The 14,844-nt window shown below is 67.1% G+C and carries 15 protein-coding genes; 4 read left to right on the forward strand and 11 right to left on the reverse strand.

The window, feature by feature from the left end; translation table 11 throughout:
- Positions 1 to 323 precede the first annotated feature (323 nt).
- Together VAR608DRAFT_RS03330 and VAR608DRAFT_RS03335 are read left to right on the forward strand one after the other, a co-directional pair.
- Complete coding sequence (locus tag VAR608DRAFT_RS03330; RefSeq protein WP_088952774.1) at positions 324 to 506, forward strand: hypothetical protein; 183 nt, start codon at positions 324 to 326, stop codon at positions 504 to 506.
- A gap of 199 nt (positions 507 to 705) precedes the next feature.
- Positions 706 to 1,416, forward strand: a complete 711-nt coding sequence (locus VAR608DRAFT_RS03335) for a hypothetical protein (RefSeq protein WP_157730590.1) — start codon at positions 706 to 708, stop codon at positions 1,414 to 1,416.
- On the opposite strand, the gene moaA is transcribed toward VAR608DRAFT_RS03335, so the two are convergent.
- Genes moaA through VAR608DRAFT_RS03355 form a run of 4 tightly spaced genes read right to left on the reverse strand, consistent with a single transcriptional unit; the run spans position 1,403 to position 6,243 of the window.
- Positions 1,403 to 2,431, reverse strand: coding sequence for a GTP 3',8-cyclase MoaA (moaA, locus tag VAR608DRAFT_RS03340; protein ID WP_088952776.1), 1,029 nt, complete (start codon positions 2,429 to 2,431; stop codon positions 1,403 to 1,405). The genes VAR608DRAFT_RS03335 and moaA overlap by 14 nt on opposite strands.
- Positions 2,425 to 3,774 carry an FAD-dependent oxidoreductase gene (locus VAR608DRAFT_RS03345; protein WP_088952777.1) on the reverse strand — a complete coding sequence of 450 codons (1,350 nt, stop codon included), beginning with the start codon at positions 3,772 to 3,774 and terminating at the stop codon, positions 2,425 to 2,427. Before VAR608DRAFT_RS03345 ends, moaA begins: the two co-directional genes overlap by 7 nt.
- Positions 3,771 to 4,076, reverse strand: a complete 306-nt coding sequence (locus VAR608DRAFT_RS03350) for a ferredoxin family protein (RefSeq protein WP_088952778.1) — start codon at positions 4,074 to 4,076, stop codon at positions 3,771 to 3,773. The genes VAR608DRAFT_RS03345 and VAR608DRAFT_RS03350 overlap by 4 nt, the downstream gene beginning before the upstream one ends.
- A gap of 40 nt (positions 4,077 to 4,116) precedes the next feature.
- Positions 4,117 to 6,243, reverse strand: a complete 2,127-nt coding sequence (locus VAR608DRAFT_RS03355; protein ID WP_088952779.1) for a molybdopterin-containing oxidoreductase family protein — start codon at positions 6,241 to 6,243, stop codon at positions 4,117 to 4,119.
- Positions 6,244 to 6,414: 171 nt separating this feature from the next.
- On the opposite strand from VAR608DRAFT_RS03355, the gene VAR608DRAFT_RS03360 reads away from it, so the two are divergent.
- Positions 6,415 to 7,305 carry a helix-turn-helix domain-containing protein gene (locus VAR608DRAFT_RS03360; protein ID WP_088952780.1) on the forward strand — a complete coding sequence of 297 codons (891 nt, stop codon included), beginning with the start codon at positions 6,415 to 6,417 and terminating at the stop codon, positions 7,303 to 7,305.
- Between the two features lie 37 nt (positions 7,306 to 7,342).
- Here VAR608DRAFT_RS03360 and VAR608DRAFT_RS03365 read toward each other — a convergent pair whose 3' ends face one another.
- The 6 genes from VAR608DRAFT_RS03365 to VAR608DRAFT_RS03390 all read right to left on the reverse strand — a co-directional run bounded on the left by VAR608DRAFT_RS03365 (position 7,343) and on the right by VAR608DRAFT_RS03390 (position 12,757).
- A complete protein-coding gene (locus tag VAR608DRAFT_RS03365) occupies positions 7,343 to 8,281 on the reverse strand; it encodes a flavin reductase (RefSeq protein WP_088952781.1) in 939 nt (312 codons plus the stop codon).
- The gene (locus VAR608DRAFT_RS03370) at positions 8,278 to 8,646 is read right to left on the reverse strand and encodes a VOC family protein (RefSeq protein WP_088958570.1); all 369 of its coding nucleotides are present in this window, start codon (positions 8,644 to 8,646) and stop codon (positions 8,278 to 8,280) included. The genes VAR608DRAFT_RS03365 and VAR608DRAFT_RS03370 overlap by 4 nt, the downstream gene beginning before the upstream one ends.
- Positions 8,647 to 8,657: 11 nt before the next feature.
- Positions 8,658 to 9,446, reverse strand: a complete 789-nt coding sequence (locus tag VAR608DRAFT_RS03375) for an SDR family NAD(P)-dependent oxidoreductase (protein ID WP_088958571.1) — start codon at positions 9,444 to 9,446, stop codon at positions 8,658 to 8,660.
- A gap of 7 nt (positions 9,447 to 9,453) precedes the next feature.
- Positions 9,454 to 10,521 (reverse strand): LLM class flavin-dependent oxidoreductase, encoded by a 1,068-nt coding sequence (locus VAR608DRAFT_RS03380; RefSeq protein ID WP_088952782.1) that lies wholly within the window; start codon positions 10,519 to 10,521, stop codon positions 9,454 to 9,456.
- 179 nt (positions 10,522 to 10,700) lie between these two features.
- On the reverse strand, positions 10,701 to 11,690 hold the full coding sequence (locus VAR608DRAFT_RS03385) for a Bug family tripartite tricarboxylate transporter substrate binding protein (RefSeq protein ID WP_088952783.1): 990 nt from the start codon (positions 11,688 to 11,690) through the stop codon (positions 10,701 to 10,703).
- Entirely contained in the window at positions 11,687 to 12,757 is a 1,071-nt protein-coding gene (locus VAR608DRAFT_RS03390) for an LLM class flavin-dependent oxidoreductase (RefSeq protein ID WP_088952784.1), read from the reverse strand. The genes VAR608DRAFT_RS03385 and VAR608DRAFT_RS03390 overlap by 4 nt, the downstream gene beginning before the upstream one ends.
- Before the next feature lie 109 nt (positions 12,758 to 12,866).
- On the opposite strand from VAR608DRAFT_RS03390, the gene VAR608DRAFT_RS03395 reads away from it, so the two are divergent.
- Positions 12,867 to 13,826, forward strand: coding sequence for a LysR family transcriptional regulator (locus tag VAR608DRAFT_RS03395; protein ID WP_088952785.1), 960 nt, complete (start codon positions 12,867 to 12,869; stop codon positions 13,824 to 13,826).
- Here VAR608DRAFT_RS03395 and VAR608DRAFT_RS03400 read toward each other — a convergent pair.
- A complete protein-coding gene (locus VAR608DRAFT_RS03400) occupies positions 13,823 to 14,704 on the reverse strand; it encodes an SMP-30/gluconolactonase/LRE family protein (RefSeq protein ID WP_088952786.1) in 882 nt (293 codons plus the stop codon). The genes VAR608DRAFT_RS03395 and VAR608DRAFT_RS03400 overlap by 4 nt on opposite strands.
- Positions 14,705 to 14,844: the final 140 nt, after the last annotated feature.

Below are 14,844 nucleotides of genomic sequence, written 5' to 3' on the forward strand. Positions count from 1 at the left end.
CGTTCGCTCGAATCCCGCCGTCATTAGCGGAGGCACTGCAAAGATCCGCGGCAGCGGTGCCGGCGGAACAGTCAGGGAGAGCGAAGCAACGATCGTGCCTGGTTAGGATCCGAGGCCTTTTCAGAGGAGAAGCAGGCTGGATGCGGCTGCCATGAAGGCGCGTCACGCGCCGATGTGGCGCAGGACTCGCCGGGTTGGTGCGGACGGGCCATGCCTGGGCGCAGAGCGCCATTGTTTCCGGGCGTTGAACACTACTGTTCCAAATGCGCCGGTTTCGTCCGGGTAATTTGCCTCAAACTCTCTTTCATCCTACGGAGGCAGCAATGAATACGACATGGAACTTCATCTTGGTCGGCGCGGTGACCCTGGCGTGCGCCGCGGGAGTGATCGGCGGCGAGGCCGCAAAGGGCGAGTTGCGCCTTGCTGAGGCTGCCACGTCCATCAATGTGGGTTCCGCAACGCATTTGCTGACGGGAGCCGCGACCGCTGTCGCCTCCGCTCGATGACACATCGGGGTTTTTAAGCCTCCCCTAAGTCACGCGGCACAGACTGCTCCTCGGCAGCCCACTCTTCTCCTCCTCCTCCCTCCCTCGAAGGGCTGCTGTTGACCCGCTCCGGCGGGTTTTTCTTTGCCCATCTGCTACCCGTTTCCGCAGGAGATATTCCGGACCATGCCAATATCGGCCCGGGCAGCCAGCACCGAGCTTGGCCATCCTCGAAAAGGAGTCCCCGATGTTCGCTGGTCACATGGGTGTCGGCCTGGCCCTGGGGCGCGCCGAGCGGCGGGTGAACGTGGGCGTGTTCATTGCCGCCGGGTTGCTGCTCGACCTGCTGCTGTGGCTCTTCGTGCTGCTGGGCTGGGAGACCGTCACGCTGCCCGCGGACTTCGCCCGCACGCATCAGCCGGAATTCATCTTCCCCTACTCGCATGGATTGCTGGCCGCCGTCGGCTGGTCCGCCTTGGCGGGAGCGGCGGCGTTCGCCGCCTACGGTCGGCTCGGAGCCGCGAGGATGCGCATCGCCTCATTGGTGGCCGCAGCCGTCTTCTCGCACTGGCTGCTGGACGCGCTGGTTCACAGGCCCGAGATGCCGCTGGCCAGTCCCGGCTCGGCGACAGTGGGGGGCGGCCTTTGGCAGAACATGCCCATCGCCATGGCCGTCGAGGCCGCGATCGTGGTCGTCGGGCTTGGCCTGTTCCTTCGGGGATGCCGCTTGTCCCGGCGCAAACGGGCCGCGCTCGCCATGCTGTCGCTGATCGTCCTTGCCTTCACGGTCGTCGGCATGACCATGGCGCCGCCTCCGCCCTCCGCGCAGGCCATGGCCGCCAGTTCACTGGCGGTCCTTGTCCTGGTCTGCGCGCTGGCGGGTTGGCTGGCGAGGCCGCTCGGCGGACCATGGCCGACTACCCGCCGGTAACGGACATGTGACGCACGAGCCTGACCGGCAGGATGCGCCCCTCGAGCGAGAAGTCGTGGCCTTCGGGCTTGTGCGCGATGGCGCCGCCGATGGCCTGGTGCAGCCGCGCATCGCTCGCCCCGATGCGCATCAGCTCCCGGAGATCGACGCCGTCTTCATGGCCGAGGCAGGTATGGAGCATCCCCGCGGCCGTCACCCGCACGCGATTGCAGTCCCCGCAGAAGTGCCGGGTGAGCGGCGTGATGAAACCGAGCAGGCCACCGGTCTCTTCGACCCTGGCGTAGCGCGCCGGGCCGCCGCTGCGGTCTGCCACGTCAGAGAGGGTCCAGCGCCTGCCGATCTCGCGGCGCAGCGCGTCCAGGCGCAGGAACTGTTCCGACCGGTCGCAGCCGGTCTCGCCCAGGGGCATGGTTTCGATCAGGGTCAGGGTCATGCCGCGGCCGTGCGCGAACCCGATCAGCTCATGGATCTCCAGCTCGGTGACGCCGCGCAAGGCCACGGCGTTGAGCTTCACGGCCATGCCCGCGTCCTGCGCCGCCTCGATGCCTTCCAGCACCTTGTCCAGCGCGCCGCCGCGCGTGATCTGCGCGAAGCGTTGCGGGTCGAGCGTGTCGAGCGAAACGTTCACCCGCCGCACGCCGGCCGCCGCGAGGTCCTGCGCGAAGTGCGCCAGCCGCAGGCCGTTGGTCGTCAGGGTCAGCTCGTGCAGGGAGCCATCCGCGAGGCAGCCGGACAGCGACCGGAACAGCTCGATGACACCCTTGCGCACCAGGGGCTCGCCGCCGGTGATGCGCAGCTTTCTCACCCCGCGCGCCATGAAGAGCCGTGCGAGGCGGTCCAGCTCCTCGATCGTCAGCAGCTCCGGACTGGAATGAAACTGCATGTCCTCCGACATGCAGTAGACGCAGCGCAGGTTGCAGCGGTCGGTCACCGACAGGCGCAGGTAGCTGATGCGCCGTTCGAAGCCGTCGACCAGAGGCGCCACCGGCGCGGTTCGGCGCAGGTCCATCAGCATGGAAGCTCCTCGCGCGCCGCCGCATAGAGATGCTCGAGCGACACGAACTTTTCCCTCGGCTTGCCGAGCGCGGCACCGCGTGCCACCTCGGCGGCGTCGATGCGCGCCCAGTCCTGGAAGTCGAGGTACTTCCCGATGTACTGCGCGGGCCTGCCTCCCGACAGGGGATGTTCGGCCCTCGGCGTGCGATGCGCCAGGGCCGGCAGGTCGGCGAGCACCGCCTCGGCGGTTTCGTAGCTGCACGGGCGGTTGGTGCCTATGGTGCCCTGGGGTCCGCGCTTGCTCCAGCCGCACACGTAGAGGCCGCTCACCCGCTTGCCGCCGTCGACCACGCGACCGTTGAGATTGGCGTGCGTGCCCCGGTCCTCGTCGTAGGGCACGCCCTCGATCGACGAGGACCGGCGTCCGATGCTGGAGAACACCAGGCCGCATTCGAGCTCGACGGATTCCGGACCCGCCGGCCAGCCGCGCGGCCTCGCGAAGCGAATACGCTCGATCGACGCGGCGCCTTCGATGCCCTGCGGCTCCAGGTGAAAGCGCAAGACGCAGCGCTTGTCGTTGGCAGCGCGAACGCCTGCCAATCGCTCCAGCATCGCAATGGCCGCCGCTTTTTCCGCATCCGTTCCGGCGGGCGCCGCGAAGCTTTCGGCGCGAAGGTCGGCGGTGTCCAACAGCGTGTCGCATGAAGGCAGCGCGCCGATCTCGTGCAGTTCCTTGGGCGAGAAGCGGACATCCGAAGGACCGCGGCGCCCGACGATGCACACCTCACGCACGCGGCTTCGGGCCAGGGCGTCCAGCGCCTGGGCCGCGATGTCGGTGCGGCGCAGCTCGTCCACGCTCTTGAGCAGGATGCGCGCCACGTCGAGCGAGACATTGCCCTGGCCGACGATCACCGCGCGTTCGCACGACAGGTCGAAGTGGCAGTCCTTCTGGTCCGGGTGGCCGTTGTACCAACCGACGAAATCGCTGGCCAGGTGGCTGCCGGGCAGGTCTTCGCCGGGGATGCCCATGGGCCGGCCCAGCGGCGCGCCGGTGGCCAGGATGACCGCGTGGTAGCTCGCCAGCAGCGCGTCGACCGACACGTCCGCGCCGAGCTCGACGCCGCCGACGAAGCGAAAGCCGGGCATCGACGCGATTCGGTCGAAGACGGCGGTCACCTGCTTGAGCCTGGGGTGGTCGGGCGCGACGCCGTAGCGCACGAGGCCATAGGGCACGGGCAGCCGCTCCAGCAGGTCGACGCGCATGGGCAGCGCCGAGCGCAGCAGGGCCTCGGCGGCGTAGAAGCCGCTGGGCCCCGCGCCCACGACCGCCACCCTGAACGGCGAGGCACCGGCATCGCTCATCGGCCCAACTCCATGCGCCGCGCTTCAGCGGTGGCCAGGGGCGGCAGGCGTTCGGCAATCACCGGCGTTTCGGCCGACCGAAGCCTGTTGATCTCGATCCACTGCGCCATGTCGGCGGGAAGAAGGAACGAAGCCTGGATGGCGCCCACCGGGCATGCGGTGGCGCAGCCTCCGCAGTCGATGCAGTTCTCCGGATCGATGTAGGTCATCCGCTCGTCCATGTGGAAGCAGGTGACGGGGCAGACGGTGACGCATTCGGTGTAGCGGCAGCCGGTGCAGAGGTCGGTGACGACGTAGGCCATGGGCGTGAGGGCAAAAGAGGGTTGGGGAGAGCGCGCGGGCTCAGAGCGCGACGACCTGCACCAGCGCGTCGGAGAAGGTGGGCGCGCGGCCCAGGTCCGCGAAGGCCAGGGGCGTGAGCGCGTGCACCGTCGGGCCGGCGCGGTTCGACCGGTGCCAGTAGCCCGAGGGCGCCATCACCAGCCCCGGCGACACGTCGGCCGAGAGCGTGGCCTTGGCCTCGAAGGCGCCGCGGTCGTTGAAGACGCGGATCGGCGCTCCGGCGGCGATGCCGCGCGCGCTCGCGTCATCGGGATGCAGCAGCACCATCTGCTCCTCGCGCGCCTGCGCGCACTGGGCCGGCAGGTTCCCGTAGTTGGAATTGAGGAAGGCATGGCTCTTGGGCGAGATCAGGCTCAGGGGATAGCGCTCGGCCAGCGCGGCTGCGGTGGCCGGGCTTTCGTTGGGCGCGATGTAGTGCGGCAGCGGGTCCACCGCCTCGCCCGACTGCTGGCCGCCATAGCCCTGCCGGAACAGCGGGGCGACGAAATTGCCACCCGCGGCCATCGAGGACTTGAACTCGCACTTGCCCGATGGTGTCGGGAAGTTGCCTTCGCGGTGCGGCGCCCAGTCGTCGGGCGCCGGCATGTTCAGGCGCATGAAGCCCGTGCGCCTCAGTTCCTCCAGGGTGATGCCTGCGAGCACCGGGCTGCTCCAGTCCAGCGATGCCTCGATCATCTCGTCGTCCGAGCGATGGAAGAAAGGATCGTCGATCCCCATCGCCCGCGCCAGGCGGCGGAACAGCTCGGTGTTGGGCACCGCTTCGCCGAGCGGCTCGATGGCCGGGTTGTTGTAGGACAGGTACAGGTGCCCCCACGAGAACATGATGTCCTTCTGCTCGAGCTGCGTCGTGGCCGGCAGCAGGATGTCCGCGAAGCGCGCCGTGTCGGTCATGAAGTGCTCGCTGACCACGGTGAAGAGGTCTTCGCGCGCCAGGCCCCGTTCGATCCTGTCCTGGTCGCTGACCATGGCCATGGGGTTGGCGTTGTAGACGAACAGCGAGCGGATCGGCGGATCCAGCGCCGTCTCGCCCGTGAGCGCCGGGCCCAGGCGCCAGGAGTTGATCACCCGCATCGATGCCGGCTGCAGGTCCGGCCGCATCAGCCCCGGCCAGTTCACCGGAAAGGCCCAGATCGGCAGCTGCAGCAGCCCGCCGCCCACGTGCTTCCACGCGCCGATGAGCGCGGGCAGGCAGGAGATGGCGCGCACCGTCTGCCCGCCGCCGGCGTGGCGCTCCACCGCGACGCCGATGCGCACCACGGCGGGCGGTGTCGAGGCGTATTCCCGCGTGAGCTTGAGGATGTCCTCCACCGGGATGCCGGTCTGCTCGGCGGCGAATTCCGGCGTGTAGGCCTTCACCCGCTCGGCCAGTTCGTCGAAGCCGAGGGTGTGGCGCTCGATGTAGTCGCGGTCGACGAGGCCGTCCCTGATGAGGACGTGCGCCATCGCCAGGGCCAGCGCGCCATCGGTGCCCGGCCGGATGGGAATATGCCAGTCCGCCAGCCGCGCGGTGCGCGTGCGCACCGGGTCGATCACCACCAGCTTGGCGCCGTTCTTGCGCGCCTGCTCGATGAAGGGCCAGTGGTGCGAGTTGGTGCTCAGCGTGTTGCAGGCCCACAGCACGATGTACTTGGAGTGCACGAAGCTTTCGGGGTCCGCGCCCGGCGTGTGGCCGATGGTCATCATGTAGGCGGTGCACGAAGCCGAGTCGCAGAAGGTGCGCTCGCACACGGTGGCGCCCAGCTTGTTGAACAGCGGGTCGCCCACGTTCAGGCCGTTCAGGATGCCCTGCGTTCCCAGGTAGCTGTAGGGCAGGATGGACTGCGGGCCCTCCGTGGCGATGAGTGCCTTCCAGCGGCCGGCGATCTCCGCCAGCGCCTCGTCCCACGAAATGCGCTCGAACTGCCCGCTGCCCTTGGGCCCGCTGCGGCGCATGGGGTGGAGCAGCCGCTGTTCGCTGTAGGTCCGGTCCGGATAGTTGTTGACCTTCACGCACAAGCGGCCGCGGGTGAAGGGGTGGTCGGGATTGCCGCGCACCGCTACTGCCTTGCCGTCCTCGACGGTGGTCAGGATCGAGCAGGTATCGGGGCAATCGTGCGGGCAGGCGCCCACGACAACGTGTCGGGCCATAGCGTGTCCTTTCTCTCCAGTGCTTCACGTGGTGAGGCAAGTCTGGCGAGCCCGGAGGCCAAAGCCCTTCTCCCAAAGCGACATTTACTTTTCCTGGCGTGCGAATGAAGATGCGGCACGATTCCTGCAGAACGCACCCCCGCGATTCATCACTCAAGCCGGTCGAGCACCATGTTCGGGCATTCGTTGGACAAGTACGTCAACAGCACGATGCACCAGACCTCCAATGCGCTGGGCTGGTCGAACATCCTGGCCGAGCGCTGGAGCCACGCGCCCGGTGAACTGCCCCGGCTCGTGCCGCGCGAGACCGAGGTCGCCATTCAACTGAGCGGCCAGACGCTGGTCGACCGCGCGGGCGGCGGCCGGCGCGAGCACACCCATGGTCACCGCGGAACGATCTGGCTGTGCCCGGCCGGCATCGAGGAGGAATACATCAACGTGGTCGACCCCATGGCCGACTGCCTGCACCTCTTCCTGCCGGGACAGCCCTTCGCCGAGACGGTGCAGCGCGAATTCGACATCGACCCGGCCCGGGCCGGCCTGCGCTACCAGGCCGTGGACCACGACCCCTTCGTGACCATGGTCGCCGAGCAGATCGTGTGCGAGCTGTCCAACGAGTCGGGCGTCGGCCGGCTGTTCGTGGAAAGCCTGTCGGTGGCGCTCAGCGCGCACCTGCTCAAGAACTACTCGGAGCTGGGCCTGCCCCGGCGGCTGGAGGACAAGGCGGCCAAGCCGCTGGACAGCCGGCGCCTGTCGCGCGTGGTCGACTTCATCGACGGCCATCTGGACCAGGACTTCACGGTGGCCGATCTGGCGGTCATCGCGTGCATGAGCGTGGGCCACTTCACGCGCAGCTTCAGGGCCGCCACGGGCCGTGCGCCGCATGCCTTCGTGGCCGAGCGGCGGCTCGTGCTGGCCAAGCGCCGCCTGCGGGGGGAGTGCTGCTCCATCGAGGAGGTTGCGCTGTCGGCCGGCTTCTCCTCGCTGGCCAACTTCTCCAAGGCGTTCCGCCGCTCGACCGGTTTGTCGCCGAGCCAGTTCAGGGCCCGTACCGGTCGCTGAACCATCGGCCTTGCGGCGCCGCGGTCTCAGGGTCCGCTCATTGCCCGGTCTCGCCTGCGCGCAGCGCCGTGATGAACTCGTCCAGCGCGGCAGCGGCGCCCTCGGCGTCGCGGGCCCGCAGGCGCGCGACGACCTTGCGGCGCAGCGGGAACACGTCGGGGCGGGGATGCGCCGGAATGACGAGCGTCATCCGCTCGCGCAACACCGCGGTCATCGTCCGCGCCATGAGCTGGAGCGCCTCGTTGTGGCCGGCCAGCGCGATCGACGAGAAGAAGCTCGCCATGGCCTCGATGCGCTGCGGGAGCGCCTTCTCGCCCTGGTGCTGCTCGATCTGGTCCACCGCCTGTTCGATCGCATCGACTTCCGCTTCGGAAGCGCGCGCGCAAGCCAGCCGCAGCAGCGTTCCGTACAGCGCGCGATAGGCCTCGTCGATGTCGCTGGTGCCGAGCTGTCCTTCGAGCACCAGCTTGCGCAGCGACTCGGCCAGCATCATGTAGGCGCCCTTGTAGAACACCAGCGCATGGTCCGGAGAGCCGGGGGCCATGTGCTTGACCTCGCCGATGAAGATCTCGTGGTCGCCGGCCTCGTGACGGGCATGGACGGTGCATTCGAAGCTTGCGAGGCAATCGTCGATGAGCGGCGTTCCGAGCGGGCCGCGGCGCCAGGCGACGCCGTCGAACTTGTCCGTGACCTTGCTCGAAGCGAAACGGCCGGAAAGCGCATCCTGGCTCTGCGACAGGATGTTGATCGCGAAGCTGCCGGCCAGCGCGAAGGTCGGCAGCAGGCTGCTCGCCTTGCGCAGGCTGAACAGCACCAGCGGCGGCTCCAGCGAAACCGAGCTGAACGAGTTGCAGGTCAGGCCCGCGGGGCGTCCATCGGCGGCGTTCGTGGTGACGATGGCCACGCCCGTCGGGAAGCAGCCGAGCAACTGGCGGAACAGCTTGGGTTCGATGGCCTCGATCGTTTCGTGGCTCATGATGCCGGCGTCCCCTGGCGCTTGAAGAGTTGCACGATGTTCCCCTCGGGATCGCGCAGCGACAGCACCGCGCCATGCGAGCCCATGTCGCGCACGCCGAGCACCTCGCCGCCCGAGGCGGCGACACGCTCCGCGACGGCCGTGAAGTCTTCGACCTCGAACACCATCACGACGCCCGATGTCGCGGGAACCGCTTCCTCGCGGCAGGCCAGCGCGACGCTGGCGTTGCCCACGCCGTACTGGATCCAGCGGTCCTTGTCGCGGAACTTGAGCCTGAGGCCGAGCGCGGACTCGTAGAAGGAATGAAGCTCGCCCGGCCGATCGGCCACCACGAACACGTTCTGCAGGCGCTTGGGGGATTCCATGGCGGCGTCGCTCACTTGTTGTAGATGTTGGTCAGAGTGGCCTTCAGGAAGCCGCCGTCGACCACGATGTCCTGGCCGTTGACATAGGCCGAGGCGTCGCTGGCCAGGAAGGCCACGACCGAGCCGATGTCCTCCGGCCGGCCGATTCGGCGCGCCGGGATGCTCGACGTGCGGTTCTGCAAGGTCGCTTCGTCGCGGTAGTGCGGCTCCGACAGCGGCGTGCGGATCATCCCCGGGCTGACCGAGTTCGCACGGATGCCGCGCGGGCCCCATTCCACCGCCATCTGGTGCGTCAGCGCGCGCAAGGCTGCCTTGGTCGGGCCATAGGCGCCCACCCGGGTCGGCACCTGCGCGGCGATCGAGGCCACGTTGACGATGCTGCCCGCCTGCTGGTCGAACATCAACGGCACCAGCGCCTGCGCGCACAGCAGCGCACCGCGCAGGTTGACGCGAAAGATGCGGTCCCAGAGCTCGATCGGGAAATCGTGCAGGCCCACCGGCGATCCGCTGATGCCGGCGTTGTTCACCAGCACTTCGCAGCGGCCGAAGCGCGCGCGCACCTGCTCGGCCATCGCGGCCACGGATGCCGGCTCGCCGATGTCGCAGTGCATGGTCAGCACGCCATCGCTTTCGGCGGGTGCGGGCGGATAGCTGATGTCGAGCTGCACCACCGAGGCGCCCGCCGCGCGCAGGTGTTCGCAGATCGCGAGGCCCAGGCCACCGGAGGCGCCGGTGACCACGGCCACCCGGCCCTGCAAGGCCCGGCTGTCGAAAGCGGTGTGAGAAGGCACGGACGGCATGCGCGCTTCAGGCGGAGACGGCATTCATCGAATCGACTTCCTTGCGGATCGCCGGAATGATCTTCTCGCCCCAGAGTTCGATCTGGCGCAGCATCGTCTTCTGGTCGCAGTCGCCCAACTGGGTTTGCAGCGCGATGTGCTTGGGCCTGAGGATACTGATTTCCTCCAGCATCTTGTCGATCACCTGGTTGACCGAACCCACCGGCAGGTTCTTGCGCAGCTGCTCGAAGCTCGGGTCCGTGGGCGACGGCACTTCCTTGACCATGTAGCCGTCGTCGGACTGCGCACGGCGGAACTTGAGGCTTTCGGAGATGCGGCGCTGGAAGCGCGCGTTGTCGAGGTAGTTGTCGATCTCGGCCTGGTTGTCCGATGCGAAGGCGCAGCGCAGGAAGCCGAACTTCACGTCCTCGTCGAGGTCCGCGCCGTTGTCCTGCGCGACCTTCTCGAGGCGCTCGCGCAGCGCAACGACTGCTTCGGTGCCATTGAGCAGTGCGGTCACGAACAGGTTGTGGCCCTCGCGCACGCCGCGCCCGAGCGTGACCGGATTGCCCGAGGTGATCCAGATCGGCGGCATCGGCGACTGCACCGGACGCACCGCGATCGAGCTCGGCGGCAACTTGAGGAACTTGCCGTCGTACGACACGATCTTCTGCGTCAGTCCCTTCGGGATGATGTCGAGGAACTCGTTGTAGATCGCGCCCGAGTCCTCGATCTTCACGCCGAAGCGCTCGAACTCGAACTCCTGGTAGCCGGAGCCGATGCCGAGCTCCAGGCGGCCGTTGGACACCGTGTCCGCAAAGCCCACTTCGGCCAGGAAGCGCGCGGGGTGATACAGCGGCAGGATGCACACCGCGGTGCCCAGGCGAATGCGCTCGGTCTTGGCGGCCATGTGCGCGACCATCATCAGCGGTGACGGCGAGAGCGAGTAGTTGTTGAAGTGGTGCTCCGCGTACCAGGCGGTGTTGAAGCCGGCCTGCTCGGCCACCACGGTCTGCTCGATCGAGTTGCTGATGACCTGCTGCGAAGTCTGGTGATACCCGCGCTGCTGGGCCAGGATGAATACGCCGAATTCCATGTGTTCCGCCTTCCGAGGGGTGTTGTGCAATGAAGGAAATTCTCTTGTTCGATCCCTTCGCCGTGAATACAGAAGGAACGTGATTCAGTCCTGCAAAAAAAGGCGGGATGCGCGATGCGGACGCGCAAAAAAAAGACCGGAGCGTTTGGCTCCGGTCCGAGGTTCGGGCGCAGTGGCGCTTACTTTTCCTTCAGGTCCGTGGTTCGCGCGAGTCCCTGCCAGATCGCGGCGTCCCGCTGGATGGAAGCCGTGAACTGCTTCGCGGTCGTATTCGCGGGGACGATCATGTTCTGCCCCTCGATCTTCTCGCGCACGCCAGCGGTCTGCTGCAAGCGGTTGATCTCCGCGTTGAGCCGGTCGATGATTTCCGGCGGCGTTCCCGCCGGGGCGAAGACGCCGTACCAGCCGTCGGCCTCGAACTTGTAGCCCTGCTCCGACAGCGTGGGCAGGTCCTTCGTCGCCGGCCAGCGTTGCGAGCCGGTCTGGCCCAGTCCGACCAGCCGGCCGGCCTTCATGTGCGGAATGGGCGATGCGATGTCGGTGAAGCCGACGCTGATGTTGTTGCCGATCAGGTCGGTGACTTCGGAGGTCAGCGTCTTGTAGGGTGCATGCGGCATGTCGAGGCCATAGCGCGCCTTGATGCCTTCCATCGCGAGATGGCCCGACGAACCGGTGCCCCACGAGCCGTAGGCCAGCTTGCCGGGATGCGCCTTCGCATAGGCCACCATGTCCGCGAGGTTCTTGAAGCCGGTGCTCGGATTGGCCACCAGCAGGATGCCGGCCGCCCCCACCTGCGCGATGGGGAGCAGGTCCTTCTCCGCGTCGTAGGGCATCTTCGGATGGATCACCGGGTTGATGAGGATCGCCGACGACGGCGCGAACAGCAGCGTGTAGCCGTCGCCGGGCGACTTGGCGACCGCGTCGCAGGCGATCAGTCCGTTGGCGCCCGCCTTGGGGTCCACGACCACGGGCTGCTTGAGCACTTCGGCCAGGGGCGCGGCGATGAGGCGGGCGAAGATGTCGCCACCGGCACCGGAGGAGCCGGCGACCACGATCTTGATCGGGCGGCTGGGCCAGTTGCCCGTGTTCGCGAAGGCGTTGACGCCGGCGCCCAGCAGCATGCTGCCGAGCAGGACGGTGCGTCGGTTGATGGATGTTTGGGTCGTCATGCAAGTCTCCTGTTTTGATGGGGGCTCAGTTCCTTCCGGATGGCCGGGATGATCCTTTCGCCCCACAGCTCGATCTGCCTGAGCATCGTCTTCTGGTCGAAGTCGCCGAGCTGCGTCTGGATCGCGATGTGCTTGGGCTTGAGGATGCTGATCTCTTCCAGCATCCGGTCGATGACCTGGTTCACCGAGCCGACCGGCAGGTTGCTGCGCATCTGCTCGATGGTGGGGTCCGTCTCGTACGGCACTTCCTTGATCATGTAGCCGTCGTCGGACTGCGAGCGGCGGTACTTGAGGCTCTCGGAAATGCGGCGCTGGAACAGCGCGCACTGCAGGTAGGCGTCGATCTCCGCCTTGTTGTCGGAGGCGTAGGCGCAGCGCAGGAAGCCGAACTTCACATCGCGGTCGAGATCCTTGCCATTGTCGCCGGCCACCTTGTCCAGGCGCTCGCGCAGTCCGCGGATGGCCTCGGTGCCATTGAGCAGCGCGGTCACGAACAGGTTGTAGTTCTCGCGAACGCCGCGGCCCAGCGTGACCGGGTTGCCCGACGTGACCCAGACCGGCGGCATCGGGCTTTGCAGGCAGCGCACCGCGATGGAGCTCGGCGGCACCTTGAGGAACCGGCCCTCGTGGGAAAAGCTCTGCTGGGTCAGGCCCTTCGGGAGGATGTCGAGGAATTCGTTGTAGATCGCGCCCGAGTCGGCAATGTCGACGCCGAAGCGCTCGAATTCGAATTCCTGATAGCCCGAGCCCACGCCCAGATCCAGCCGGCCATTCGAGACCGTGTCCGCAAATCCGACCTCCGCCAGGAAGCGGGCAGGCTGATAGAGTGGCAGGATGCAGACGGCAGTGCCCAGGCGTATCTGCTTCGTCTTTGCCGCCATGTGGGCCACCATCATCAGCGGCGACGGCGACAGCGAATAATTGTTGAAATGGTGCTCCGCGTACCAGGCACTATCGAATCCAGCCTGTTCCGCAACCACGGTTTGCTGGATCGAGTTATTGATGACCTGCTGCGAAGTCTGGTGGTAGCCGCGCTGCTGGGCGAGAATAAATACACCGAATTCCATTCTTGTCTCCGGGAAAATTGCGCCCGCAAGGAACGAAGAATTCTAGAGAGACAAGCCGGGCCGGCTATGGCTGAAACTGCAGATCAGAACTGCATCAACTGGAGGATTCATGGATAGGTTGCGCGCCATGGAACTGTTCCTGTCGATCTCCCAGACAAAGAACTTTTCCGAGACCGCACGTCGCTTCGGCATCTCCGCGACCGGGGTGTCGCGAATGATCACGGACATCGAGGAAGAGCTGAAGGTCAAGCTGCTGCTGCGCTCCACGCGCCAGATCGCGCTGACCGAATCGGGGCAGGAATACGCGCGCCAGCTCGAGGGCATCCTCTGGCGCATCAACGAGCTGCAGACCAACATCACCGCCATCAGCTCCGCGCCGCAGGGCCTCTTGCGCGTGCATTCGCGCATGATGTTCGGCCTCGGCGTGCTGCCCAACCTGATCGCCGGATTTCGCAAGCTCTACCCCGAGATCCACATCGAGCTCACGCTGGCGGAAGCCGCGGTCGACCTGCGGCGCAACCAGTTCGACATCGACTTCCGCATCTCGCCGCCGGTGGAGGCCGGCGTCAAGCGCCGCATGCTGTTCCAGAGCGAGCGCTATCTCGTGGCGTCGCCTGCCTACCTCGCCGGCAAGCCCGAGCTCAAGGCGCCCGAAAGCATCCTGGACCACGACTGCCTGGCCTACCAGCTGCCCGGCGAGGAATACACGTGGCTCTTCAAGCAGCAGGGCCAGCTCGACCAGATCGCGTTCAAGCCCCGCCACATCACCAACAGCGGCATCGCCCTGCTGGAGCTCGCGCGGCTCGGCGAGGGCCTGGCGCTGCTCGACGACTACACCGTGCACAACGACATTCGCCAGGGACGCCTCGTCAGGGTGCTCGGCGACTACCGGATCAGCAACAAGGGCTTCGACGAGGGCATGTACGCCACCATCCTCGACACGCCCATCATCCCCGCCAAGATCCGCCTCTTCCTCGACTTCGTGGCCGAGCGCGTGGCCGGGCCCGAGCTTCGATTCCTCGCGCACGGCAAAGCCGCGGGACTGGATCCGTCGCCGGGCTCGCCCTAGAGCGGCAGGCGGCACACCGGGCGCGCCAGGCCCCGGAAGCCCACCCCGGTCAGCTTGAGCACGGCGCCATCCAGCGGCCCGGACGCGCTGAGGCGGCCGCTGTCGCTGATGCTGGTGACGAACAGGTCGGCCATCTCGGGGCCGCCGAAGCACAGCGCGCTCGGGTGCGTCAGCGGCAGGTCGATGCGGTGCGTGAGCCGGCCCTGCATGTCGAAGCGGGCCAGCGCCCCGGTGCGCACCAGCGCGGTCCACAGCCCGCCTTCGCTGTCGAAGGTGCAGCCGTCGGGGCCGGAGTCCTCCGCATCGGTCCTGACGAACAGCCGCTTGTCGTTCAGGGTTCCGTCCGGCGCGATCGCATACGAATAAATGACCCGCGCTGCGCTGTCGGCGACGTGCAGGCGCCCGTTGACCGGATTTACGCAGGGCCCGTTCACGATGCCGATGCCCTCGTCGAGCTTGTGCAGGCGCAGGGCGGTGTCGAGGCGGTACAGCCCGCCCAGCGGCGGCTCGCCGGCTTCGCGAAACACATGCATGGTGCCGGTCACGAAGCTGCCGTCGGCGAGCGCGATGCCGTCGTTGAGCCGCAGGTTCGGATGGCTGGCGTCGATGCGTGCCAGCGACCGCAGCTTGCCGGTGCGCAGGTGCAGCGCCGCGATCTCTTCCTTCAGGGACAGCACGATGCAGTCGCCGCCGTCGCCGTTGAATGCGAAGGAGCCGAGGGGCGCGGGGGCCTCGTGGCGCGCGGCAACCTCGCCGCTGTCCGGGTCCAGCGCGAGGATCAGCCCCTGCCGGCAATCCAGGAGCCACAGCCGGCCTGCATGCCATTGCGGGCATTCGCCCAATGCCAGTTTCAAATCACCAAGGCGCTGAATATTCATTGATTTCCCGGGCGCTCGATTTTTATTTGCCAATTCATTGCAAACGGCGAATTGGAATTGGAATTCAACTGATTCCGAAGACCTTCAAATCCCTGCGCGGCGCATCGTAGCAGCCCCCGCCGCCCGGGAATGCTTCATTT

It is taken from the genome of Variovorax sp. HW608 (assembly GCF_900090195.1).
Classification (GTDB): Bacteria; Pseudomonadota; Gammaproteobacteria; order Burkholderiales; family Burkholderiaceae_C; genus Variovorax.

Coding starts and splice junctions, on each gene's coding strand:
- VAR608DRAFT_RS03330 (WP_088952774.1), top strand. CDS start 324: ATGAATACGACATGGAACTTCATCTTGGTCGGCGCGGTGACCCTGGCG.
- moaA (WP_088952776.1), bottom strand. CDS start 2,431: ATGCTGATGGACCTGCGCCGAACCGCGCCGGTGGCGCCTCTGGTCGAC.
- VAR608DRAFT_RS03345 (WP_088952777.1), bottom strand. CDS start 3,774: ATGAGCGATGCCGGTGCCTCGCCGTTCAGGGTGGCGGTCGTGGGCGCG.
- VAR608DRAFT_RS03350 (WP_088952778.1), bottom strand. CDS start 4,076: ATGGCCTACGTCGTCACCGACCTCTGCACCGGCTGCCGCTACACCGAA.
- VAR608DRAFT_RS03355 (WP_088952779.1), bottom strand. CDS start 6,243: ATGGCCCGACACGTTGTCGTGGGCGCCTGCCCGCACGATTGCCCCGAT.
- VAR608DRAFT_RS03360 (WP_088952780.1), top strand. CDS start 6,415: ATGTTCGGGCATTCGTTGGACAAGTACGTCAACAGCACGATGCACCAG.
- VAR608DRAFT_RS03365 (WP_088952781.1), bottom strand. CDS start 8,281: ATGAGCCACGAAACGATCGAGGCCATCGAACCCAAGCTGTTCCGCCAG.
- VAR608DRAFT_RS03370 (WP_088958570.1), bottom strand. CDS start 8,646: ATGGAATCCCCCAAGCGCCTGCAGAACGTGTTCGTGGTGGCCGATCGG.
- VAR608DRAFT_RS03375 (WP_088958571.1), bottom strand. CDS start 9,446: ATGCCGTCCGTGCCTTCTCACACCGCTTTCGACAGCCGGGCCTTGCAG.
- VAR608DRAFT_RS03380 (WP_088952782.1), bottom strand. CDS start 10,521: ATGGAATTCGGCGTATTCATCCTGGCCCAGCAGCGCGGGTATCACCAG.
- VAR608DRAFT_RS03385 (WP_088952783.1), bottom strand. CDS start 11,690: ATGACGACCCAAACATCCATCAACCGACGCACCGTCCTGCTCGGCAGC.
- VAR608DRAFT_RS03390 (WP_088952784.1), bottom strand. CDS start 12,757: ATGGAATTCGGTGTATTTATTCTCGCCCAGCAGCGCGGCTACCACCAG.
- VAR608DRAFT_RS03395 (WP_088952785.1), top strand. CDS start 12,867: ATGGATAGGTTGCGCGCCATGGAACTGTTCCTGTCGATCTCCCAGACA.
- VAR608DRAFT_RS03400 (WP_088952786.1), bottom strand. CDS start 14,704: ATGAATATTCAGCGCCTTGGTGATTTGAAACTGGCATTGGGCGAATGC.